Origin of the sequence: Streptomyces sp. NPDC001914 (assembly GCF_042891215.1) — a bacterium.
In the GTDB taxonomy this organism is placed as follows: domain Bacteria; phylum Actinomycetota; class Actinomycetes; order Streptomycetales; family Streptomycetaceae; genus Streptomyces.
Map to the genome: position 1 here is coordinate 36,649 of NZ_JBIASW010000008.1, position 20,615 is coordinate 57,263.

20 protein-coding genes and 1 riboswitch are annotated in these 20,615 nt (G+C 73.0%); of the genes, 8 read left to right on the forward strand and 12 right to left on the reverse strand.

The window, feature by feature from the left end:
• Positions 1-25: 25 nt before the first annotated feature.
• The 7 genes from ACFYYF_RS22915 to ACFYYF_RS22945 all read right to left on the reverse strand — a co-directional run bounded on the left by ACFYYF_RS22915 (position 26) and on the right by ACFYYF_RS22945 (position 7,894).
• Complete coding sequence (locus ACFYYF_RS22915; protein ID WP_388778540.1) at positions 26-712, reverse strand: YoaK family protein; 687 nt, start codon at positions 710-712, stop codon at positions 26-28.
• A gap of 675 nt (positions 713-1,387) precedes the next feature.
• The gene (locus tag ACFYYF_RS22920; RefSeq protein ID WP_361677982.1) at positions 1,388-1,807 is read right to left on the reverse strand and encodes a transglycosylase SLT domain-containing protein; all 420 of its coding nucleotides are present in this window, start codon (positions 1,805-1,807) and stop codon (positions 1,388-1,390) included.
• A 378-nt stretch (positions 1,808-2,185) separates the two neighbouring features.
• Complete coding sequence (locus ACFYYF_RS22925) at positions 2,186-3,058, reverse strand: ECF transporter S component (RefSeq protein ID WP_388778543.1); 873 nt, start codon at positions 3,056-3,058, stop codon at positions 2,186-2,188.
• On the reverse strand, positions 3,055-4,797 hold the full coding sequence (locus ACFYYF_RS22930) for an ABC transporter ATP-binding protein (RefSeq protein WP_388778546.1): 1,743 nt from the start codon (positions 4,795-4,797) through the stop codon (positions 3,055-3,057). The genes ACFYYF_RS22925 and ACFYYF_RS22930 overlap by 4 nt, the downstream gene beginning before the upstream one ends.
• Positions 4,794-5,990 (reverse strand): CbiQ family ECF transporter T component, encoded by a 1,197-nt coding sequence (locus ACFYYF_RS22935; protein WP_388778549.1) that lies wholly within the window; start codon positions 5,988-5,990, stop codon positions 4,794-4,796. Before ACFYYF_RS22935 ends, ACFYYF_RS22930 begins: the two co-directional genes overlap by 4 nt.
• Positions 5,991-5,999: 9 nt before the next feature.
• Positions 6,000-6,656, reverse strand: a complete 657-nt coding sequence (locus ACFYYF_RS22940) for an SCO2322 family protein (protein WP_388778552.1) — start codon at positions 6,654-6,656, stop codon at positions 6,000-6,002.
• The gene (locus ACFYYF_RS22945; RefSeq protein WP_388778554.1) at positions 6,653-7,894 is read right to left on the reverse strand and encodes a prenyltransferase/squalene oxidase repeat-containing protein; all 1,242 of its coding nucleotides are present in this window, start codon (positions 7,892-7,894) and stop codon (positions 6,653-6,655) included. The genes ACFYYF_RS22940 and ACFYYF_RS22945 overlap by 4 nt, the downstream gene beginning before the upstream one ends.
• A 109-nt stretch (positions 7,895-8,003) precedes the next feature.
• A riboswitch (cobalamin riboswitch) is annotated at positions 8,004-8,134 on the reverse strand.
• Between the two features lie 70 nt (positions 8,135-8,204).
• Between ACFYYF_RS22945 and ACFYYF_RS22950 the strand changes: the two genes are divergently transcribed.
• Positions 8,205-8,867, forward strand: coding sequence for a phosphotransferase (locus tag ACFYYF_RS22950; RefSeq protein WP_388778556.1), 663 nt, complete (start codon positions 8,205-8,207; stop codon positions 8,865-8,867).
• Positions 8,868-9,161: 294 nt separating this feature from the next.
• Here the strand turns inward: ACFYYF_RS22950 and ACFYYF_RS22955 are convergent, their stop codons facing one another.
• Positions 9,162-10,241, reverse strand: coding sequence for an MBL fold metallo-hydrolase (locus tag ACFYYF_RS22955; protein ID WP_388778558.1), 1,080 nt, complete (start codon positions 10,239-10,241; stop codon positions 9,162-9,164).
• A 203-nt stretch (positions 10,242-10,444) separates the two neighbouring features.
• Between ACFYYF_RS22955 and ACFYYF_RS22960 the strand changes: the two genes are divergently transcribed.
• The 3 genes from ACFYYF_RS22960 (at position 10,445) to ACFYYF_RS22970 (ending at position 13,080) form a co-directional block, all read left to right on the forward strand.
• The gene (locus tag ACFYYF_RS22960; RefSeq protein WP_388778561.1) at positions 10,445-11,902 is read left to right on the forward strand and encodes an aldehyde dehydrogenase; all 1,458 of its coding nucleotides are present in this window, start codon (positions 10,445-10,447) and stop codon (positions 11,900-11,902) included.
• Positions 11,903-11,904: 2 nt separating this feature from the next.
• The gene (locus ACFYYF_RS22965; protein WP_388778563.1) at positions 11,905-12,138 is read left to right on the forward strand and encodes a ferredoxin; all 234 of its coding nucleotides are present in this window, start codon (positions 11,905-11,907) and stop codon (positions 12,136-12,138) included.
• 78 nt (positions 12,139-12,216) lie between these two features.
• A complete protein-coding gene (locus ACFYYF_RS22970) occupies positions 12,217-13,080 on the forward strand; it encodes a tetratricopeptide repeat protein (RefSeq protein ID WP_388778566.1) in 864 nt (287 codons plus the stop codon).
• Between the two features lie 92 nt (positions 13,081-13,172).
• Here ACFYYF_RS22970 and ACFYYF_RS22975 read toward each other — a convergent pair whose 3' ends face one another.
• On the reverse strand, positions 13,173-13,874 hold the full coding sequence (locus tag ACFYYF_RS22975) for a TetR family transcriptional regulator (protein WP_388778569.1): 702 nt from the start codon (positions 13,872-13,874) through the stop codon (positions 13,173-13,175).
• Between the two features lie 240 nt (positions 13,875-14,114).
• Here ACFYYF_RS22975 and ACFYYF_RS22980 point away from each other — a divergent pair, with 240 nt between their 5' ends.
• From ACFYYF_RS22980 to ACFYYF_RS22990, 3 genes are read left to right on the forward strand one after another with little or no spacing between them, the layout of a single operon-like run.
• The gene (locus ACFYYF_RS22980; RefSeq protein WP_388778572.1) at positions 14,115-15,587 is read left to right on the forward strand and encodes a glycosyltransferase family 4 protein; all 1,473 of its coding nucleotides are present in this window, start codon (positions 14,115-14,117) and stop codon (positions 15,585-15,587) included.
• Positions 15,581-16,369 carry a class I SAM-dependent methyltransferase gene (locus ACFYYF_RS22985; RefSeq protein ID WP_388778575.1) on the forward strand — a complete coding sequence of 263 codons (789 nt, stop codon included), beginning with the start codon at positions 15,581-15,583 and terminating at the stop codon, positions 16,367-16,369. The genes ACFYYF_RS22980 and ACFYYF_RS22985 overlap by 7 nt, the downstream gene beginning before the upstream one ends.
• Positions 16,366-17,448, forward strand: a complete 1,083-nt coding sequence (locus ACFYYF_RS22990) for a prenyltransferase/squalene oxidase repeat-containing protein (protein WP_388778578.1) — start codon at positions 16,366-16,368, stop codon at positions 17,446-17,448. The genes ACFYYF_RS22985 and ACFYYF_RS22990 overlap by 4 nt, the downstream gene beginning before the upstream one ends.
• A 144-nt stretch (positions 17,449-17,592) precedes the next feature.
• On the opposite strand, the gene ACFYYF_RS22995 is transcribed toward ACFYYF_RS22990, so the two are convergent.
• Positions 17,593-17,886: a hypothetical protein gene (locus tag ACFYYF_RS22995; RefSeq protein ID WP_361678027.1), complete on the reverse strand. Its 294-nt coding sequence runs from the start codon at positions 17,884-17,886 to the stop codon at positions 17,593-17,595.
• 206 nt (positions 17,887-18,092) lie between these two features.
• Here ACFYYF_RS22995 and ACFYYF_RS23000 point away from each other — a divergent pair, with 206 nt between their 5' ends.
• Positions 18,093-18,656 carry a hypothetical protein gene (locus tag ACFYYF_RS23000; RefSeq protein WP_388778581.1) on the forward strand — a complete coding sequence of 188 codons (564 nt, stop codon included), beginning with the start codon at positions 18,093-18,095 and terminating at the stop codon, positions 18,654-18,656.
• Positions 18,657-18,696: 40 nt separating this feature from the next.
• On the opposite strand, the gene ACFYYF_RS23005 is transcribed toward ACFYYF_RS23000, so the two are convergent.
• Together ACFYYF_RS23005 and ACFYYF_RS23010 are read right to left on the reverse strand one after the other, a co-directional pair.
• A complete protein-coding gene (locus ACFYYF_RS23005; protein ID WP_388778584.1) occupies positions 18,697-19,707 on the reverse strand; it encodes an LLM class F420-dependent oxidoreductase in 1,011 nt (336 codons plus the stop codon).
• 114 nt (positions 19,708-19,821) lie between these two features.
• Positions 19,822-20,613 carry a hypothetical protein gene (locus ACFYYF_RS23010; protein WP_388778587.1) on the reverse strand — a complete coding sequence of 264 codons (792 nt, stop codon included), beginning with the start codon at positions 20,611-20,613 and terminating at the stop codon, positions 19,822-19,824.
• Positions 20,614-20,615: the final 2 nt, after the last annotated feature.

The window sequence follows — 20,615 nt, forward strand, 5'->3', positions numbered from 1 at the left end:
AGGTGGGGGTGGTTCCGGGGCGGGGTCACTCCCGGCCGGAGACCGTTGCCGCCAGGGTCGCCGGGATCAGGGCCGCGATCAGCAGGGGGAGGGCGAGGCCGTGGTGCAGGACCAGCCACGCGCCGAGCAGGGCGCCGGCCGCCATCGCCACGACCGAGGCGGTCCGGCGCGGGGAGTGGTGGCCCGCGCCGCCGCCGGCGCGCGAGTCGGCCGCCAGGCCCGTCAGGGTCATCGTCAGGACGGTCGTCGTCAGGTCGGCGACGCCGAGCCTGCGTACCGTCGCGTTGCGCAGGCCCATCGCGAAGGCCGTGACGGCGATCACGGTGTACGTGGTGGCGGTGGCGTGCGGGGCGGCGAAGGCCACCGCGGCGCAGGCGGCCGTCAGGACGGCCTCGGCGGCGAACGTGACGCGGGCCCAGGTGCGGCGGGGGCCGTCGCCCAGGCGGACGGCTGTCCGTCCGCCGGTCGCGGCGCCGGCGACGAAGCAGCACAGCGAGGTGAGGGTGTGCGGGACGGAGAAGCCGGGGGCGCCGGCGGCGGCGAAGCCGAGCACCACCACGTTGCCGGTCATGTTGGCCGTGAAGACGTGGCCGAGACCCAGGTAGCTCACCGCGTCGATGAGTCCGCTGACGACGGTCAGCGACAGCAGCGCGGGCACGAGGCGGAGGCCTCTTGACTCGGGGTCGGGGTCGAGGTCGGGCGGCGTGTCCATGGGGCCCAGTCCACCACGGGCCGGGTTCCGCCGGTGGGTGGGTCGGGGCCGCGCCGGTGCATCAGGCCGCCGCTGTCGGGCAGAGAAGTGACGGTTAGTGGCGACGGCCATCGATGTACCGGCACGTCCCCTCCCGCCGCATTCCGACTGCGGATACGTCGTGGTGACCGCCGCGCAGGACAAATCCACTCCCGGCCCAGGGGCAGACCCGTTCCCGGTCCGGGGGCAGATCCACTCCCGGCCCGGGGGCAGATCCACTCCCGGCCCAGGAACAGATCCACTCTCGGCCCAGGCAATTCCAGCCCCGGCCGACGAAAGTCTCAGCCTCCGGCCCAGGCAATCCCAGTCCCGGCCGACGAAAGTCCCAGCCCCCGGCCGACGAAAGTCCCAGCCCCAGCCGGCGAATGTCTCAGCCCCGGCCGGGGAAAAATTCAGCCCCTCCGGCGTTTGAGGAGCGGGGTCTGGGGCGGAGCCCCAGGGGCCACCTCTCGGGTGCGGGGCAACGATCCAGCCCCTCCGGCGATTGAGGAGCGGGGGTCTGGGGCGGAGCCCCGGGGTGGGACGGGTAGGGGCGGAGGGGGCGAGAGACGATTTCGGCGGTGGCCTGGGGGATGCGGGGGTACGACGAAGGCGGCCGCCCCGGAACGGGGTGCCGCCTTGTGTGTGATGGGCTGATCAGTACCAGCCGTTGGCCTGCCAGAAGCTCCACGCACCGGCCGGGCTGCCATAGCGGGAGTTCATGTAGTCCAGACCCCACTTGATCTGGGTCTTGGGGTTGGTCTTCCAGTCGGCACCGGCAGAAGCCATCTTCGAACCGGGCAGAGCCTGGACCAGACCGTACGCACCGGAGGACGAGTTGGTGGCGCTGACGTTCCAGCCGCTCTCGTGCTCGACGATCTTGCTGAAGGCGTTGAACTGCGAGGCGTCCGGAATCATCGTGTGAGCGATCGACTTCGCGGCGGAGGCGCTGGTCGGCGTGGCGGCCTGGGCGGGCGCCGCGGCCAGGACCATGCCGGCGGTGGCGGCGGCCACGGCGGTACCGGCGAGGGCCTTCTTCGGGGAGGAGACGATGCGACGGATGACGGAGACGGACACGGAGAACCTGTTTCCTCGGGGACATGGAGTCGCTCGCAGGCCGTGACCACGTGGTGTGTGGAAGGAGCGGCGTACGTCGGCGCCGCGGCCCGTGAGGGCTCGTGGCGCCTGGCGACGTCCTCAAGACAAACAGGATCCGGGACTGTCCGCAATGACCCTTTTTACTAGTTGTGGTCGCATTGGGGGTGGGGGTGTTGGGTGTGACGTGGCTCTCAAAGTGCAGGTCAGAGGGGTAATGGCGGGGCCATGTCAGGGGATTTGGTCTACTAGTCGGCTTCGTATGTGACCTGCGCCCTGTGGGCCGGTTCACCCCGCCCCTGACGGACGGTGCGGGGGAGGCCACGCGGTGCTGACGGGCGATGTGACGTGGGTCCCGGATCAGTGGGGGTCGAACGTGACCGGGCTCTCGAAGGCGGCCCGGCGCGTGGCCCGGCGCAGCGCCTTCAGGAGGGTCGTGCCGAGCGTCAGCGTCAGGACGACGGTCACGACCGCCCGCCCCAGGTCCCAGCCGAGGGAGGTGGCCAGGCAGTACGTGACGAAGCGGGCGAGGTTGGCGGGTAGGGCGGCGTGCGGGTCGAAGGCGATGTTCGAGGCCAGCGCGTCCATGAAGGGCCAGCCGGCCAGGTTCATGACGGTGCCGTACGCGAAGGCGGCGAGGAAGCCGTACGCGGCGAGCATCAGGAGTTCCGCGCGGCCGCGCAGCCGGTCCGGGCCCGGCAGGAGCCCGGCTCCCATGGTGAACCAGCCCATGGCCAGCATCTGGAACGGCATCCAGGGCCCCACCCCGCCGGTCAGCAGCGCCGACGCGAACATGGTCACGGACCCGAGGACGTAGCCGAAGCCGGGTCCCAGCACCCGGCCGCTCAGCACCATCAGGAAGAACATCGGCTCGATGCCGGCCGTCCCGGCCCCGATCGGGCGCAGCGCGGCGCCCGTCGCGGCCAGCACGCCGAGCATGGCGACCGCCTTCGGGCCGAGGCCCGACTCGGAGATCGTCGCCGCGACCACCGCGACCAGCAGGACGAGGAGCCCCGCGAACAGCCAGGGGGCGTCCTGGGCGTGGGCGCTGACCTGCGAGCCGGGACCCGCGAAGAGCGGCCAGGCGAATCCGGCGGCCCCGGTCGCGCTGACCAGGACCAGGGCGGTGACGGAACGCGGGCCGAGCCGGACGGCCCGGGCCTGGGGCTGGGGCTGGGGCTGGGGCTGTGGTCGGGGCCGGGGGTGGGTGGCGGAGGTGTCGGCGGTGGTCATGAGAGGGCCCTTCCGACCTGGGCGACGGTGAGCCACGGCCCGGGGGCCAGGATCTTGGCGACCTGAGGGGCGAAGGACGGGGACGCGACGACCACCTCGGCGGTCGGACCGTCGGCGACGACCTCACCGTCCGCGAGGATCACCACACGGTCGGCGAGCTCGGCGGCGAGTTCCACGTCGTGGGTGGCCAGCACGATGGCGTGGCCCTCGGCGGCCAGCCCGCGCAGCACGGTGACCAGCCGGGCCTTGGCCGCGTAGTCGAGGCCGCGGGTCGGCTCGTCGAGCAGCAGCAGCGGAGGGCGGGCCGTGAGGACGACCGCCAGCGCCAGCGCCAGCCGCTGTCCCTCCGACAGGTCACGGGGATGCGTGTCGTCCGCGATGTCCGGCAGCAGCTCGGACACCAGCGCCCGGCAGGTTCCGGCGGCGGCCCCGGCGTCCTCGTCGGCCGCCGCGCACTCGCCGGCCACCGTGTCCGCGTACAGCAGGTCCCGCGGTTCCTGCGGTACGAGTCCCACGCGGCGTACGAGGTCACGGGGCGCCGTGCGGTGCGGTGCGGCCCCGCCGACCCGGACGGATCCGGCGGCCGGCTCGACGAGCCCGACCAGCGCTCCGAGCAGCGTCGACTTCCCGGCGCCGTTGCGGCCCATCAGCGCGATGGTCTCGCCCGGCCCGGCGGCCAGATCGACCCGCCGCAGCGCCTCGACGCGCCCGCGCCGCACGGCCAGCGACTCGACGACCGCCACCTCCGGCGAGGGGGGAGGTGGCGGGGTGGTTCCGGGGGCGCTTCGGCCGTGACCGAAGCGCCCCCGGAGGAGACGGGAGAGGAGGGGGGTGGTCGGGCGCGCCGGTGCCTGGGAGGGGGAGAGGGAAGGTGAGGGGGCGAGGTGTGGGTGGTCGGGGGTGGTGGGTTCGGCTGGGGCCGGGGTGCTCAGGCGCTCGCGCAGTGGTCCGGCCCTGCGCCGTGCGTCGCGCACGGTCAGGGGGAGCGGGGACCAGCCGACCAGGCGGCCGAGGTCCACCACCGGCGGGCGGACGGGGGAGACGGCCATGATCTCGGCGGGGGTGCCGAGCGTCAGCGGTGCCCCCGGCGCGGGCAGCAGGGCGAGCCGGTCGGCGTACTGGACGACGCGCTCCAGGCGGTGCTCGGCCATCAGGACCGTGGTGCCGAGGTCGTGGACCAGACGCTGCAGGACGGCGAGGACCTCCTCGGCGGCCCCGGGGTCCAGCGCCGAGGTGGGCTCGTCGAGGACCAGGACCCGCGGGTGCGGGGTCAGCACCGAACCGATCGCGACCCGCTGCTGCTGGCCGCCGGACAGGGTGGCGATCGGGCGGTCGCGCAGCTCGGCCAGCGACAGGAGGTCGAGGGTCTCCTCGACCCGGCGGCGCATCACGGCGGGTGCCAGACCCAGCGACTCCATGCCGTAGGCGAGTTCGTCCTCCACCGTGTCCGTCACGAAGTGGGACAGCGGATCCTGGCCCACCGTGCCGACCACGTCCGCCAGTTCGCGCGGCTTGTGGGTACGGGTGTCCCGCCCCGCGACGGTGACCCGGCCGCGCAGCGTTCCGCCGGTGAAGTGCGGGACCAGTCCGCTCACCGCGCCCAGCACCGTCGACTTGCCGACCCCGGACGGGCCGACCAGCAGGACCAGTTCGCCCTCCGGCACCTCGAAGTCCACGCCGCGGACGGAGGGTTCGGCCGCCCCGTCGTACGTCACGGAGACATCCTCGAAGCGGATCACGATGACTCCTCGGAGGCAGGGGTTCGCCGGACGGCCGGGGCCGTGAAGGCGGGGAGCAGGCCGAGCAGGATCGCCGCCGCCGGCCAGAGGGGAAGAGTGGGGGCGACCAGAGGGACGACGCCGGGGCGCAGCGCGGCGGTGTCCTGGGAGGCGGCCGCGATCATCAGGGCCGCGACCGCCACGCCCGACCCGGCGACCAGCCAGGCCCGGACGCCCCAGAGATCGGGCCGGTACCGGGTCCGCGGTGAGCGGCGGCCGCCCAGCCACAGGCCGCCGAGCGCGGCGGCGAGCCCGGCCAGCAGGACCGGCAGGCCGTAGCTGTCGCCCGCCGCGGTCAGCAGTCCGTAGGTCCCGGCGCAGACACCGAGCAGGCCGCCCAGGGTGAGGGCTCCGGTGGTGCGCCGCACCGAGGCCGGGACCTGTGCGGTGCGCCCGTACCCGCGTGCGTCCATCGCGGCCGCCAGTGCGACCGAACGCTCCAACGCCCCCTCCAGGACGGGGAGTCCGACGTGCAGCAGGCCGCGCAGCCCCCGGTCGGGGCGGCCGCGGAGCCGGCGTGCGGCGCGCAGCCGCTGGACGTCGGCGATCAGATGCGGCGCGAAGGTCAGCGCGACGACCACCGCGACGCCCGCCTCGTACAGCGCTCCCGGCAGCGACTTGAGCAGCCGTGCCGGGTTCGCCAGGGCGTTGGCCGCGCCGACGCAGACGAGGAGGGCGGCCAGCTTCAGGCCGTCGTAGAGCGAGAAGAGCAGGCCCTCGGCGGTGACCCGGCCGCCGATGCGTACCCCCTGTGCCCAGTGCGGGAGGGGGATCTCGGGCAGCGTGACGATCACGTGCGTGCCGGGGATCGGTGAGCCGAGGAAGACGGCGAAGCCCAGACGGATGACGAGGACGGCCGCCGCCAGCTTCACGAACGCGGTGTAGGAACGGGCCCAGGGGGCGTCGGTGCGGTGGGTGGCCACCACGTAGCCCGCCACCGCCATGAGCAGCGCGAGCAGGAGCGGGTTGGTGGTGCGGGAGGCGGCCGTGCCGAGGCCGAGGGCCCAGATCCACCAGGCCCCGGGATGCAGGGCGTTGGCGCGCGCCGCCACCGGGGGGAGGGTACGGGCGGCACGGCTGGTACCGCCCGCGCCGACGCGGAGGCGGGGGCGGGGGCGGGGCACGGTGCGGGCATCCGGCGACGGCACGGTCATGAGCTGTGCCTAGCCCTTGCGCCGACGGGCCTGCCAGACACCCGCCGCGCCCAGCGCCGCGACCGCGGCCGCTCCCGCCAACAGGCCCACCGACGGGCCCTGGTGGGCCGGCTCGGAGGCGTGCGGGCGGGCGGACGCGGTCGGCCCGCCGGCCGCGACCGGGTCGCCGCAGCCCGTACGGGGGTAGCCGGTTATGGCGCACAGCAGGGCGTTGGTGTCGTAGCGCAGCGGCCTCGCGACCTCGGCCAGGGCCTCGGCCGTGCTCGCGTCGGGGGCGACCACGGCACAGGCGGTGCGCGCGGACGGCGGACGTTCGCCGGACGGTGCGTCGGCCTCCGTGCCCGGGTCGATGACCAGGGCCACCCGCTTCTTGCCGTGCTGGGCGGGCGTCTTGGCGCATATCGCGGCGAACTCCCTTTCCCCGCGCGGCTGCACGGCGTGCTGGGAGTCCTCGCTCACCGCGAAGCGGAAGCCCTGGACGTCACCGTCGGACGGCCGCGCGGTCGACGGACCCTGAGTGGCGTACGTCCACTTTCCGCCGGTCAGGTCCCAGAAGGACCAGTAGCGGTAGCCGGTCGCCCGGGCCTGCCCCGCGCCACCGAGGACGAGGAGCAGGAGGGCCAGCGCCAGGGCCAGAGCGGGCGCGGTCGTCCGACGGCCGGTCACAGCTGCTGCTGCTTCTTGCGGCCGCTGATCAGGAAGCCGACACCGATGCCCGCGACCAGGCCGACGCCGACGATCCACCAGACGCCGAGCCCGTTGCCGTCGTCCTTCTTCTCCTCGTCCTTCTTCCCGCTCGGGCTCGCCGAGGCACCGGCCGCGGCCGGCGCCGGGCCCGTGGCGTTGAGCTGCGCGACGAGGTCCTTGCCGCCGAAGGCGCGCGGGTCGGTGCCGGTGGCGTGCGCGGCGAAGATGAGCTGCGCGTACGCGGCCGGGCCGGACTTGGCCGCCCAGTCCGCGGAGTTCTTCTCCAGCCAGGCGAGCGGCTTCTGTGCGTCCTTCGTCGCACCGATGGCGGCCAGGGCCACGACCGCGTCGGCCGTGTTGCCGTAGTCGGGCTGGTCGTCCGCGCCGGGGAGCGCGGACTTCAGGTACGAGGTCTTCGCCATCGCCTTGGCGAGATAGTTGGCGCCGTTGCCGGCGGCGTCCGCCAGGTTGGGGGTGTCGCCGATGTGGCAGCCCGTGAGGTCGAAGGCGTTGCCGGTCGCCGCCACGAAGCCCTGGCCCATGCCGGCCGTCACGCCCGCCGCGGTCGCGTCCGCGTTCGCGGCCAGCTTGCCCTTCTTGTCGGGCTGGTAGGCGAAGGCGCCGTCGCCCTCGTCCTCGCACGACGTCGACAGCTTCACCAGGGCGTCGGAGGGGGACTTGCCGTCCTTGGTGACGCTCGCGGGCTTCGTGCCGACCGCCTTCAGCGCGCCGATCACGACGGACGTCGAGTTGGTGTCGCTGGGGCCGCCGGCCATGTAGCCCCAGCCGCCGTCCTTGTTCTGCGCGGACTTGAGCCAGGTGATGGCCTTGCCGGTGGCGTCGTCGTGGCCGCCGAGGGCGCCGAGCGCCTGGACGGCGGCCGCGGTGCTGTTGGTGTCGACCTGGGTCTTCGCGTCGCACGCGGCACTCGCGTCGGCGCGGTAGGCGGCGAAGGCGCCGTTCGCGCACTGCTGGCCGGTCAGCCAGTCCACGGCCTTGACCGCGGGCTTCACGCCGACGGTGTGCTGGGCGAGCAGCGCGAGCGACTGGCGCCACACGCCGTCGTAGGTCGGATCGGCGGAGCCGAACAGACCCGAGGGGAGTGCCACCGAGGGTGACGGAGACGGGGACGAGTCGGCGGCGGATGCTGCCGGGGCGATCACCGCCCCGATGACGGCGGTGGCGGCCAGTACCGCTGCGGTGCGGCGAACAGACATGACTCTCCCTGCGGGGAGCCGGGCAGCACCGGGCACGCTGAGGCATCCGGGCGGCTCCGGCTCCGTATCCCTCGACGGTGCCGGCCGTCGGCGGGCTGCCGAGGGCACGAGCCGGTCACGTCCCGTGCGAGGCGATCCGGCTCACCACCGAAGTGGCTCACGGTTGCGGGTCAGCGCCGGATTTGCACCGGCTTCTCCTCGTAAGGGTGTGATGACGACGCGCACACTCTACCGGCCGGTCCGAAGCCCCCGGTTGTCGCGTGCGGCACTGGCCCGGGGTGACCTGGACGACATCCGCTAGGTTCGGGCCATGCGAACGGGGAGACTGCTCGGCTCGGGGCGTTCGGCGGACGTCTACGAGATCGACGAGGCGTGGGTGCTGCGGCGGGACCGCGCGGGCTGGGGCGACGCGGCGGCCGAGGCGGCGGTGATGCAGCACGTGCGCTCGCACGGCTATCCGGTGCCGGGCGGGCGGGCCGCGACCCGCGGGGACCTGGTGATGGAGCGGCTGTCGGGGCCGACCATGCTGGAGGCCTTCGGCCAGGGCCTGCTGTCCGCGCAGGAGGCGGGTCTCACTCTGGCCAGGCTGCTGCGCAAGCTGCACGCCGTGCCCGCCCGGCTCTCGGACGACCCGGCCGTGCGGGTCCTTCATCTGGACCTGCACCCCGACAACGTGATGCTCACCCCGGACGGGCCGAAGGTCATCGACTGGTCCAACGCCGAGGAGGGGGCGCCCGGTCTGGACTGGGCGATGTCCGCCGTGATCCTCGCTCAGGTCGCCGTCGGCGGCGAGAGCATCGGGGACGTGGCCGGGGAGACGCTGGAGGCGCTGCTCGACGGGAACGAGGACCAGGTGACGGAGGCGGGCCTCGTGGAGGCGGGCCGGCGCCGTGCGGCCAACCCGACGATGAGCACGCGGGAGGTCGAACTCCTCGGCGAGGCTGATGAGTTGATACGGGAGCTGTTGGGCTGAGGGGGCGCCGTAGGGGGCGGGAGCGGTCGGCTGAAGGGGCGGTGGGTCGGGGGAGTTGTCGGGCAGGGGGCGGCGGGCTGAAGGGAGCGGTCGGCTGCGGGAGTTGTCGGGCCGAGAGGTCGGCGGGGTGGTGCGGGAGCCGGCGGGCCGGGTGAATCCTTGTGCGGGCGCCGACCCGGCGCCGACTGGCCGCCGGCCGCTGACCACCGGCCGGCCGCCGACCGCCGACCACCGGCCGACAGCCGACCGTCGGCCGGGCCCGTCCGCGCAGCCGACCGGCGGGGTCCCGCGGTCTCAGACCGCCGTGTACGTCACCGGGTCGCTGCCCGGTACCGCCTCCGCCCGGCCCAGTTTCACCAGGCGGCGGATGTGGGCCTCGGCCTCGGAGACCGCGATGTTCCGTGATCCGTAGGGGATGTCCGCCCAGGGGCGGTTCCACTCCATGCGGGTGGCGAGCTGCCAGGGCGTGAGCGGTTCGGCGAGCAGGGCGAGCAGGCCGGTGAGCCGCTCCTCGTGGTGCGCGAGCAGCTCGGCGACCCGGGAGGGGGCGTCGGTGAACACGTGCTGGTGGGCCGGGAGCACCTCGGCGGGACCGAGGCGGCCGACGCGCTCCAGGGAGTCGAGGTAGTCGCCGAGCGGGTCGGCGATCTCCGCCAGGCCCTCGATGCCGCCCGCGTAGGGAGGGCGTCCATGGGTGTCCGGGTCCTCGTAGAGGCCGATGTGCGGGGTGATCCTCGGCAGCAGGTGGTCGCCGGAGAACAGGCGTCCGTTGCCGGGCAGCCGGTCCGGGTGGGTCTCCTCCAGGTGGAGGCAGACGTGTCCGGGGGTGTGGCCGGGGGTCCAGACGGCGCGCAGCCGGCGGCCGGGCAGGGGCAGGAGTTCGCCGGGGACGATCTCGCGGTCGGGCAGCGCGGGGGAGAAGCCGGGCAGCGTGCTGGGGCGGCGGAGCGAGCGGGGTGCCTCGCGGAGCGGGGCGACGTGGTCGTCCGGGGCGCCGGAGGCGGTCAGCTTGGCGGCCATGTAGGCGAACCAGCCCTCGGGCCGGGTCTCGCGGGTGCGCCGGACGATCGCCGCGTCGGCGGCGTGCATCGCGATCCAGGCGCCGGAAGCCTCCCGGACCCGGCCCGACAGGCCGTGGTGGTCGGGGTGGTGGTGGGTGATGACCACGCCGTGGATCTCCGTGACCGAGGTCCCGCAGCCGGTGATCCCCTCGGCGAGGGTGTCCCAGGAGGCCGGGTCGTCCCAGCCGGTGTCGACGAGGACGGGGCCCGCGTCGGTGTCCACCAGATACACCAGCGTGTGGCCGAGCGGGTTGTCCGGGATGGGGACCCTGATCGACCGTACGCCCCCGCCGTGATCGGTCACCTGCGTCATGCGTTCCCACCCATCGCCGATTCCCGCCACTATAACTAGAACGGGTTCCAATGGGAGCCCAAGTCGACCGTCTCGTCCGCGGGAACGGCGTTCCGCCGTCGTGTCCGTGCCGTGGACTCATCCGACGGGAACTGGTATCAGTTCTCGTATCTGATGAAGCGTCAGAACAGGGTGCAGAGGGCGTCCTTGGGAGGCAGTCGGCCATGACCGAGCTCGTGGAACACGGACAGCTGTTCATCGGCGGGGAGTTGACCGACCCGCTCGGCAAGGACGTCATCGAGGTGATCTCGCCGCACACCGAGGAGGTCATCGGCCGGGTGCCGCACGCCTCGGCCGCGGACGTCGACCGCGCCGTGGCCGCCGCGCGCCGGGCGTTCGACGAGGGGCCCTGGCCGAGGATGAGCCTCGACGAGCGGATCGCGGTCGTGAGCCGGATCAAGGACGCCATCGCCGTCCGGCACGAGGAGATCGCCCGTGTCATCTCCTCGGAGAACGGCTCCCCGTACTCCTGGAGCGTCCTCGCGCAGGCCCTCGGCGCGATGATGGTGTGGGACGCGGCGATCACGGTCGCGCGCGGCTACACCTACGAGGAGACCCGCGACGGGGTCCTCGGCAGGATCCTCGTCCGCCGCGAGCCGGTGGGCGTGGTGGCGGCCGTGGTGCCGTGGAACGTCCCGCAGTTCGTCGCGGCGGCCAAGCTCGCGCCCGCGCTGCTGACCGGCTGCACCGTCGTACTGAAGCCGTCGCCCGAATCGCCCCTGGACGCCTATCTGCTCGGGGAGATCGCGCAGGAGGCCGGGCTGCCCGAAGGCGTGCTGTCGATCCTTCCCGCCGACCGTGAGGTCAGCGAGTACCTGGTCGGACACCCCGGCGTCGACAAGGTCTCCTTCACCGGCTCGGTCGCGGCCGGCAAGCGGGTCATGGAGGTCGCCTCCCGTCATCTCACCCGCGTGACCCTGGAGTTGGGCGGCAAGTCGGCGGCCGTGGTGCTGCCCGACGCGGACCTCGACAGCGCGGTCCCCGGGATCGTCTCGGCGGCCTGGATGAACAACGGCCAGGCCTGCGTGGCCCAGACCCGCATCCTCGTGCCCCGCTCGCGCTACGACGAGTTCGCGGACGCCTTCGCCACGGCGGCGAACGCGCTGGTCGTCGGTGATCCGCTCGACCCGGCCACCCAGGTCGGCCCGCTCGTCGCCGAGCGGCAGCAGCGGCGCAACCTCGACTACATCCGCATCGGCCAGGAGGAGGGGGCCAAGATCCTGGCCGGCGGCGGGCGCCCGGAGGGTCTCGACCGCGGCTGGTACGTCGAGCCGACCCTGTTCGGGGACGTCGACAACACGATGCGCATCGCCCGGGAGGAGATCTTCGGCCCGGTGATCTGTCTGCTTCCCTACGGCGACGAGGCCGAGGCCGTGAAGATCGCCAACGACTCCGACTACGGGCTGAGCGGCAGCGTCTGGACCGCGGACGTCGCCCACGGCATCGACATCGCCCGCCAGGTCCGTACCGGCACCTACTCGGTGAACACCTTCAGCCTCGACATGCTGGGCCCCTTCGGCGGCTACAAGAACTCGGGCCTGGGGCGGGAGTTCGGGCCCGAGGGGTACGGGGAGTTCCTGGAGCACAAGATGATCCACCTCCCGGCCGGCTGGGAGGCCTGAGGATGGGTGACCGCTGGCAGGTCGAGGTCGACCGGTCCCTCTGCATCGGCTCGGCCCAGTGCGTCCACCTCGCCCCGGACGCCTTCCGTCTCGACTCCGCCATGCAGTCGCACCCCGTCGAGCCGGAGACCGACGCCAACGAGAGGATCCTCGAAGCGGCCGAGGGCTGTCCGGTGGAGGCCGTCATGATCTCGCTGCTGACCGGCGGCGAGCCGGTGTTCCCGCCGGAGGAGTGAGCGGCCGGGCCTGCCGCGGGGACGGTCCGAGTCCCCGGATATCCTCCGGTTTTCGACGGATCGACCGGGGCGGGAAGCGTGCAGAAGTCCGAGGCCAGGAAGCTGATCGAGGAAGCGGCGGCGGCGTGGGACGCCGAGGAGTGGCAGCGCTCCGCCGACCTCTACGAGCGGGTGCTGGACCGGTTCCCCGACGAGGGGCCGAGCGCGGTGTGGTGGTACGACGCCGCGCTCGCCCACAAGTTCCTGCGCAACTGGGACAAGGCACTCGTCCTCGGACGGGAGGCGGCGGCCCGGTCCCCGCGCGGCGAGGGCGATCCCGCGTACTGGAACCTCGGCATCGCCGCCACGATCCTGCGGGACTGGGCGACGGCCCGCGACGCCTGGGCCGGCTTCGGCATCGAGATCCCCGAGGGGGAGGGCGAGATCACGGGCCGCTTCGGCGCCGCCTGCGTACGGCTGGACACCGACGGGGAGCGGGAGGTCGTGTGGATCGAGCGGTTGTGCCCGACCCGGGGGCGCGTCGTGAACGTGCCCGTCACGGGCGGGCGGCGGTACGGCGAGATCGTCGTGCACGACGGCGAACCGAAGGGCGAACGGGTCTACGAGGGCACGACGTTTCCCGTGTTCGACGAGCTGACGCTCTTCGAGCCCTCCCCGCTGCCGACCCTGGAGGTCACGGTCGCCGCCGGCGAGCGGGAGGACCTGGATGCCCTGCTCGCCCTGTTCACCGAGCACGGCTTCGGCGCCGAGCCCGCCAGTTCCGTACGCGTCCTGTGCGCCTGCTGCAGCGAGGGCACCCATCAGCAGGAACGCGATGTCCGGGCGGGCGCCCAGCCGGTGTCGCTCGCGGCCCCGGAGCCGGAGGCGCGCCGGCTCCTGGAGCGCTGGGCGGCGCAGACGGCGATCGGCCGCAGCTGGAGCGGACTGGAGCGGGTGGGCTAGAAGCGGGTGGGCCGGGAGCGGGTGGGACTGGAGCGGTGCGTCCGGTCGTACCGGTTCACCCGTTCGTACGGGCGCATCCGCTCGTGCCGCAGCTACCGGGCGTCCGGGCCCGTCAGGTCGATCAGGCGGCAGACCGTCTCGATGTCTATCTTGACCTGGGCGATGGAGGCGCGCCCGGACAGCCAGGTGATCAGGGCCGAGTGCCAGGTGTGCTCGATGACGCGGACGGCGGAGAGCTGGTCGGGCGTCGGGTCGTCGAGGCCCATCGCGTCCAGGATGATCACCGTGGTCTGCCGCGAGACCTGGTCGACCTCGGGGCTGACACTGCGGTCCGCGAAAGTGAGCGCCCGGACCATCGCGTCGGCCAGGTGCGGCTCGCGCTGGAGGGCGCGGAACGCCCGCATCAGGGTCTCCGCCACCCGCTCCGCGGCCGTGTCCCCGGACGGCGGCTTCTTGCGCAGCGTGCCGTGCATGTGCTCGAGCTGGTCCTGCATCGTGGCGACCAGGAGATGCACCTTCGAGGGGAAATAGCGGTACAGGGTGCCGAGGGCGACCTGCGACGACTCCGCGACCTCGCGCATCTGCACGGCGTCGAAACCGCCCCGGCTGGCGAGCTGCGCGCTCGCGTGCAGGATCCGGCGACGGCGCGCCTCCTGGCGCTCGGTGAGCGGCGGAGAGGCGGGATGCGCGATGGAGTGCGGCCGGTCGTGCGCGCCGCCGGAGGACGCGGCGGGCGTGCTGGCCCCCGGCGCCGGTCGCGCGTTCTTCGAGTCCGCCTTGGCTTCCGCAGGCATGGGTCCGTTCCGTGACATCAGCGAGAGAGAGCGACGAGCCGGCCCGGCAGGGCGTGACACCACCGAGTGAACCAGACGATTCAGCCGCCCGGTCGTGGCGTGAATCACCTGATCCACCGCTCACAGCGGCGCTACCTGCCGGTAGATTCAGTGCTCCGTGAACGATCAAGTCTGAAACTTGTTCTAGATTAGCGTCCCGGCGTAATCTCGCGGGAAAGTGCAGGGAGAAGGGGACCGGAAGTGACCGCTGAGGCCATGGAGGCGGACCCCGGGAAGGGCTCGGCAGCCGACGGGGACCGACCCCTGCGCATCGCGCTTCTCACCTACAAGGGAAACCCGTTCTGCGGCGGCCAGGGTGTCTACGTACGGCACCTCTCGCGCGAACTCGCCCGCCTCGGCCACCGCGTCGAGGTCATCGGCTCCCAGCCCTACCCCGTGCTCGACGAGGGCCTCGAGGACCTGAGCCTCACCGAGCTGCCCAGCCTGGACCTGTACCGCCAGCCCGACCCCTTCCGCACCCCCGCGCGGGGCGAGTACCGCGACTGGATCGACGCCCTCGAGGTCGGCACGATGTGGACCGGCGGCTTCCCCGAGCCGCTGACCTTCTCGCTGCGCGCCCGCCGCCATCTGCGGGCCCGGCGCGGCGAGTTCGACGTCGTCCACGACAACCAGACCCTCGGCTACGGCCTCCTCGGGGACGTCGGCGCCCCGCTGGTGACCACGATCCACCACCCCATCACCGTCGACCGGCAGTTGGAGCTGGACGCCGCCGAGGGCTGGCAGCGCCGTGCCTCCGTCCGCCGCTGGTACGCCTTCACCCGCATGCAGAAGCGCGTCGCGCGCCGCCTGCCGTCCGTGCTCACCGTCTCCGGCACCTCCCGCCAGGAGATCGTCGACCACCTGCGGGTCGAGCAGGACCGCATCCACGTCGTCCACATCGGCGCGGACACCGACCTCTTCTCGCCGGACCCGTCCGTGCCCCAGGTGCCGGGCCGCATCGTCACCACCTCCAGCGCGGACGTGCCCCTCAAGGGGCTGGTGTTCCTCGTCGAGGCGCTCGCGAAGGTGCGGACCGAACACCCCGGCGCGCACCTCGTCGTCGTCGGCAAGCGCGCCGAGGACGGTCCGGTCGCCCAGGCCATCGAGCGCTACGGCCTCGACGGCGCCGTCGAGTTCGTCAAGGGCATCTCCGACGCGGAACTCGTCGATCTGGTCCGCTCGGCCGAAGTCGCCTGCGTGCCCTCCCTGTACGAGGGCTTCTCGCTGCCCGCCGCCGAGGCGATGGCCACCGGGACGCCCCTGGTGGCCACCACCGGCGGAGCGATCCCGGAGGTCGCGGGTCCGGACGGCGAGACCTGCCTCGCGGTTCCGCCGGGCGACCCCGGAGCCCTGGCGGCGGCCCTCGGCCGGCTCCTCGGCGACCCCGCGCTGCGGGCACGGCTCGGCTCCGCCGGGCGCGAGCGCGTGCTCTCGCGCTTCACCTGGGCCAGGGCGGCCGAGGGCACGGTGGCCCACTACCGTGCGGCGATGGCCCTCCCCGCGTCCCGGCCCCGCTCGCGCGCGGCCGTCGCCGCGGGCACGACCGGGCGCGGCGGCGCGCCGGGCGCCGGCTCCCCGGCGATCCCCGGGACCGCCCGCGCCGAGGCCGCGGAACCCGCTCCCGCCGCCGAAGAACTAGTTGCAGCCAACCGCGAAAGCAGGGCCACGTGCTGACCGTCGACTTCTCCCGGTTCCCGCTCGCCCCCGGCGACCGCGTCCTGGACCTCGGATGCGGTGCCGGCCGGCACGCGTTCGAGTGCTACCGACGGGGAGCCCAGGTCGTAGCCCTTGACCAGAACGGCGAGGAGATCCGCGAGGTCGCGAAGTGGTTCGCGGCGATGAAGGAGGCCGGGGAGGCGCCCGCCGGGGCCACCGCGACGGCCATGGAGGGCGACGCGCTCGCGCTGCCCTTCCCCGACGAGTCCTTCGACGTCGTGATCATCTCCGAGGTCATGGAGCACATCCCGGACGACAAGGGCGTCCTCGCCGAGATGGTCCGCGTGCTCAAGCCGGGCGGCCGCATCGCCATCACCGTGCCCCGCTACGGCCCGGAGAAGGTCTGCTGGGCGCTGTCCGACGCCTACCACGAGGTCGAGGGCGGCCACATCCGCATCTACAAGGCGGACGAACTGCTCGCGAAGATCCGCGAGGCCGGCCTGCGGCCCTACGGCTCGCACCACGCGCACGCGCTGCACTCGCCGTACTGGTGGCTGAAGTGCGCGTTCGGCGTCGACAACGACAAGGCGCTGCCCGTGCGGGCGTACCACAAGCTGCTGGTCTGGGACATCATGAAGAAGCCGCTGGCCACCCGGGTCGTCGAGCAGGCGCTGAACCCGCTGATCGGCAAGAGCTTCGTGGCCTACGCGACCAAGCCGCACCTGCCGGAGCTCGCCGCCGCGGCCGGCTTCGCGAAGTCCGGTTCCACGAAGTCCGGTTCCGAGGCGGACGCCACGTGACCACTCCCCGGCGGACCGAACACCTCGTCCTGCCCGGGGTCCTCACCGCGGAGGAAGCCGCCGCCACGGTGCGCGGAATCCTCGCGGTGCAGCGCCCCGACGGAGCCATCCCGTGGTTCCGCGGCCACCACCTCGACCCGTGGGACCACACCGAGGCCGCCATGGCGCTCGACGCGGCCGGCGAGCACGAGGCCGCCGAGCGGGCCTACGAGTGGCTCGCGCGGCACCAGAACGAGGACGGTTCCTGGTACGCGGCCTACGCCGACGGCGACTTCGTGGACGTCACCGACCGCGGCCGCGAGACCAACTTCTGCGCGTACATCGCGGTGGGCGTCTGGCACCACTACCTGGCGACCGGCGACGACGTGTTCCTGGACCGCATGTGGCCCGCGGTCTACGCGGCCATGGAGTTCGTGCTGCGGCTCCAGCAGAGCGGCGGACAGATCGGCTGGAAGCGCGAGGACGACGGAACGCCGGTCGGCGACGCGCTGCTGACCGGGAGTTCGTCGGTCCACCACGCGCTGCGCTGCGCCCTCGCCATCGCCGAGCAGCGCGAAGAGCCGCAGCCGGACTGGGAGCTGGCCGTCGGCGCGCTGCGGCACGCCATCCGGCGGCACCCGGAGCGGTTCCTCGACAAGGACCGCTACTCCATGGACTGGTACTACCCGGTGCTCGGGGGCGCGTTGACGGGCGCCGAGGCCAAGTCCCGCATAGAGGAGAGCTGGGACCGCTTCGTGGTGCCGGGTCTCGGGGTGCGCTGCGTGGATCCCAACCCGTGGGTGACCGGCGGCGAGTCGGCCGAACTCGCCCTGGCGCTCTGGGCGATGGGCGAGTCGGACCGGGCGCTGGAGATCCTCCAGTCCATCCAGCACCTGCGCGATCCGAAGTCCGGTCTGTACTGGACGGGTTACGTCTTCGAGGACCGGGCCGTCTGGCCCGAGGAGCTCACCACCTGGACGGCCGGCTCCCTGCTCCTCGCGGTCGCCGCGCTGGGCGGCGACGAGCCCACCTGCGCCGTCTTCGGCGGCGAACGTCTGCCGGCCGGCCTGGACCCGGACTGCTGCGCGCCGGCCCACTGAAGCTCCGGACACGAAGCTCCGGACGGTCCCCGCTTCCCGGACCGTCCGGACGCTCCGGACACGTGGAACTCTTCGAACTCTCAGACCTCTTCGAGGTCTTCGGACTTTTCGAGGTCCTCGGCCGCTCCCGGCCGTCGGTGCCGGTCAGTGGCGGTGGATGCGGTTGGCCACCGCATGGCCGATGAAGAGGTAGACGACGGCGGCGAGACCGTAGCCCGCGACGACCCGCGCCCACTCCTTGTCGAAGGTGAACAGGTCGCGCGACCAGCCGGCCAGCCAGGCCGCGGTGCTGTGGATGAACTGCACGAGGTCGTTGCCACGATTGGCGTCGAGCAGATACATCAGGATCCAGAGACCGAGAATGACGGCCATGACATCGGCGACGATCGCGATGATCGTCCCCGCCTGGTTCGAGCCGTTGCGATATCTAGGGGACATGTCGAGCGGATTGCCCGTCGGCCCCGGATGAAACCCGAACGGTCCCGTCGGGTGGCGCCGCCGCCGGGGCCGGGTGAGGCTGCGGGGGAGAGCCGTGTCCGGCCCGCGCGCGGTGAGCACCGGCCGACCGGGGAGAAGCCGTGTCCGCCCGTGTGGGGCGAGTACCGGCGGACCGGGGAGAACCGTCCCCTCATCCGGAGGATCCCGTGCCCGTACCGATACGGCGCCTGATCGTGGCGCTGACCCTCTCCTGCGTCCTGATCGGCGGCGCCACGGCCTGTGGTGGCGACGACTCGGACCAGGACACCGCCGCCGCGACGGGGTTGGCCGCGACTCCGACGCCCAGCACGTCCGCCGAGAAGCAGAAGTTCGCCAAGACCCGCTTCGTGGCGAACGCGGGGCTCGCGGCCGGCGCCACCTACCAGTGGATCGTCAAACCCTGGAGGGCGGGCACGTTCAAGAAGGGCGCGGAGGGCCGCAGGCTCGCCCTGGTCAAGGCCGGGCTGGCCGGCACCTTCGCCTACAACCGGCTCAAGGCCGCCTCGAAGAACGCCGAGGGCGACCCCGCGCTGTCCAGGGCCGTGGCCCCGCTCGCCGCGGGCATCGCCGCACTCAAGGGCCTGCCCGCGAAACTGCGCGACGGCGACTCCACGGACTCCGTCGTCAACTCCTTCGACGACGTCATCAACCAGGTGAAGTCGGCCGGCAGGAGCGCGGGCGCCGAGGTCAAGGACAAGGTGCCCTCGGCCTCCCAGCTCAGCGGCGGTTAGCGGGACGTGGGCCCAGGCTGCGGGAACGGCCCCGTACGCCCTAGGAGTTCAGCTCGGCGAGCACGCGCAGGGTGCGGCGGTCCGGGGACAGGACCAGCAGGTCGGTCACCGGACCCTTGCGCCACGACTCCAGCCGTTCGGCGATGCGTTCACGCGGTCCGACGAGCGAGATCTCGTCCGCGAAGGCGTCGGGGACGGCCAGTACGGCCTCCTCCCGGCGTCCTTCCAGGAACAGCCGCTGGATCCTGCGGGCCTCCTCCTCGAAGCCCATCCGGGCCATCAGGTCGGCGTGGAAGTTGCGGGCCGCGTGCCCCATCCCGCCGATGTAGAAGCCGAGCATCGCCTTGACCGGCAGCAGTCCCTCGGCGATGTCGTCACAGACGTGCGCCCGGGCCATCGGCGCCACGAGGAAGTCCTCGGGCAGATCGGTGAGCGAGGCCTCGTACGCCTGGGGGCGGGTCGGCGACCAGTACAGCGGCAGCCAGCCGTCGGCGATCCGGGTCGTCTGCGCGATGTTCTTCGGCCCCTCGGCACCGAGCAGGAGCGGCAGTTCCGCGCGCAGCGGGTGCGTGATCGGCTTCAGCGCCCTGCCGAGCCCCGTGCCGTCGGCCCCCCGGTACGGGTGGGAGTGGAAGCGTCCGTCCAGCTCGACCGGGCCCTCGCGCCGCAGCACCTGGCGTACGACGTCGACGTACTCCCGGGTCGCGGTCAGCGGCGACTTCGGGAACGGCCGCCCGTACCAGCCCTCGACGACCTGCGGCCCCGACAGGCCGAGGCCGAGCATCATGCGCCCGCCGGAGAGATGGTCGAGCGTGAGCGCGTGCATCGCGGTGGTGGTGGGCGAGCGGGCGGCCATCTGCGCGACGGCCGTGCCGAGCCGGATGCGCGTGGTCCGCGCGGCGATCCAGGTGAGCGGGGTGAACGCGTCCGAGCCCCAGGACTCCGCGGTCCACACCGAGTGATAGCCGAGCCGCTCCGCCTCCTGGGCGAGCGGCACATGGTCCGCCGAGGGGCCGCGCCCCCAGTAGCCGAGCGCGAGACCGAGCCGCATGACGCCTCCCGGGACTAAGTTCTGACGATCCGTCAGTTCCTGGCGTGCTGCGACTGTACGACAACGGCCCCCCGCCCGAAAGGGCGAGGGGCCGTCGGGAGAACGAGGAGCGGATCAGCCGCGCTGGATCCCCGAGGTGTCCTGGAGCACACCACGACGACCGTCCTGCGTCTGCGCCACCAGGGTCGCGCCACGCTGCTCGACGGCCAGGTACCAGGTGCCGGGAGCCAGTTCGGCGATCGGCGCCTGTCCGCCGTCCTCCGAGAAGAGCGGCCGGGCGACCGGGACGGCGAACCAGAACGGCGAGAAGTCCTGGGCCGGCGACTGCGTCTGCGGAGCCGACGGCTGGCTCGGCTGTCCGCCGAACGGCTGCGTGGGCTGCGAGGGCTGCGCGCCGTAGGGCTGCTGGCCGGGCTGCGAGGCACCCGGGTAGCCGTAACCACCCTGCGGCTGACCGCCGTAGGGCGCCGGGGCGATCGGGGTCGCGGCGCCCATGAGGGCGGCCTGGAGGGCGGGAACGAGCGGGGTCGCGACGGCCGCGCCGGCCAGCACGAGCGCCGCGATGAAGCCGAGGATCAGGCCCGCGGCGGCGCTGGCGCCGTTCCCGACGTCGACGAGCGACCAGAACAGGGTCCACGCGACGAGGACCGTGAAGGCCACGCCGATCGCGCCCAGGTCGAGCCCGAGCACCTTGCGGGGCTGCGGCAGGCAGCGGTTGACGACGATCAGGGCGGCGCCGATGACCCCACCCATGTAGATGCCGAGGCCGTAGCCGAGGTTGTCCCAGGCGTTCGCGTCAACGCTGTACCCGGAATACGAGTAGAGGTGCAGGAACGACGCGATGAACAGCAACACCGCTGCTCCGATCACCACGCCGTCGCCTCGAGTGAGGGAGCGGATATTCACTT

Coding starts and splice junctions, on each gene's coding strand:
- ACFYYF_RS22925 (WP_388778543.1), bottom strand. CDS start 3,058: ATGACCACCGCCGACACCTCCGCCACCCACCCCCGGCCCCGACCACAG.
- ACFYYF_RS22950 (WP_388778556.1), top strand. CDS start 8,205: ATGCGAACGGGGAGACTGCTCGGCTCGGGGCGTTCGGCGGACGTCTAC.
- ACFYYF_RS22965 (WP_388778563.1), top strand. CDS start 11,905: ATGGGTGACCGCTGGCAGGTCGAGGTCGACCGGTCCCTCTGCATCGGC.
- ACFYYF_RS22995 (WP_361678027.1), bottom strand. CDS start 17,886: ATGTCCCCTAGATATCGCAACGGCTCGAACCAGGCGGGGACGATCATC.
- ACFYYF_RS22975 (WP_388778569.1), bottom strand. CDS start 13,874: ATGCCTGCGGAAGCCAAGGCGGACTCGAAGAACGCGCGACCGGCGCCG.
- ACFYYF_RS23005 (WP_388778584.1), bottom strand. CDS start 19,707: ATGCGGCTCGGTCTCGCGCTCGGCTACTGGGGGCGCGGCCCCTCGGCG.
- ACFYYF_RS22955 (WP_388778558.1), bottom strand. CDS start 10,241: ATGACGCAGGTGACCGATCACGGCGGGGGCGTACGGTCGATCAGGGTC.
- ACFYYF_RS22945 (WP_388778554.1), bottom strand. CDS start 7,894: ATGTCTGTTCGCCGCACCGCAGCGGTACTGGCCGCCACCGCCGTCATC.
- ACFYYF_RS22915 (WP_388778540.1), bottom strand. CDS start 712: ATGGACACGCCGCCCGACCTCGACCCCGACCCCGAGTCAAGAGGCCTC.
- ACFYYF_RS22960 (WP_388778561.1), top strand. CDS start 10,445: ATGACCGAGCTCGTGGAACACGGACAGCTGTTCATCGGCGGGGAGTTG.
- ACFYYF_RS22935 (WP_388778549.1), bottom strand. CDS start 5,990: ATGACCGTGCCGTCGCCGGATGCCCGCACCGTGCCCCGCCCCCGCCCC.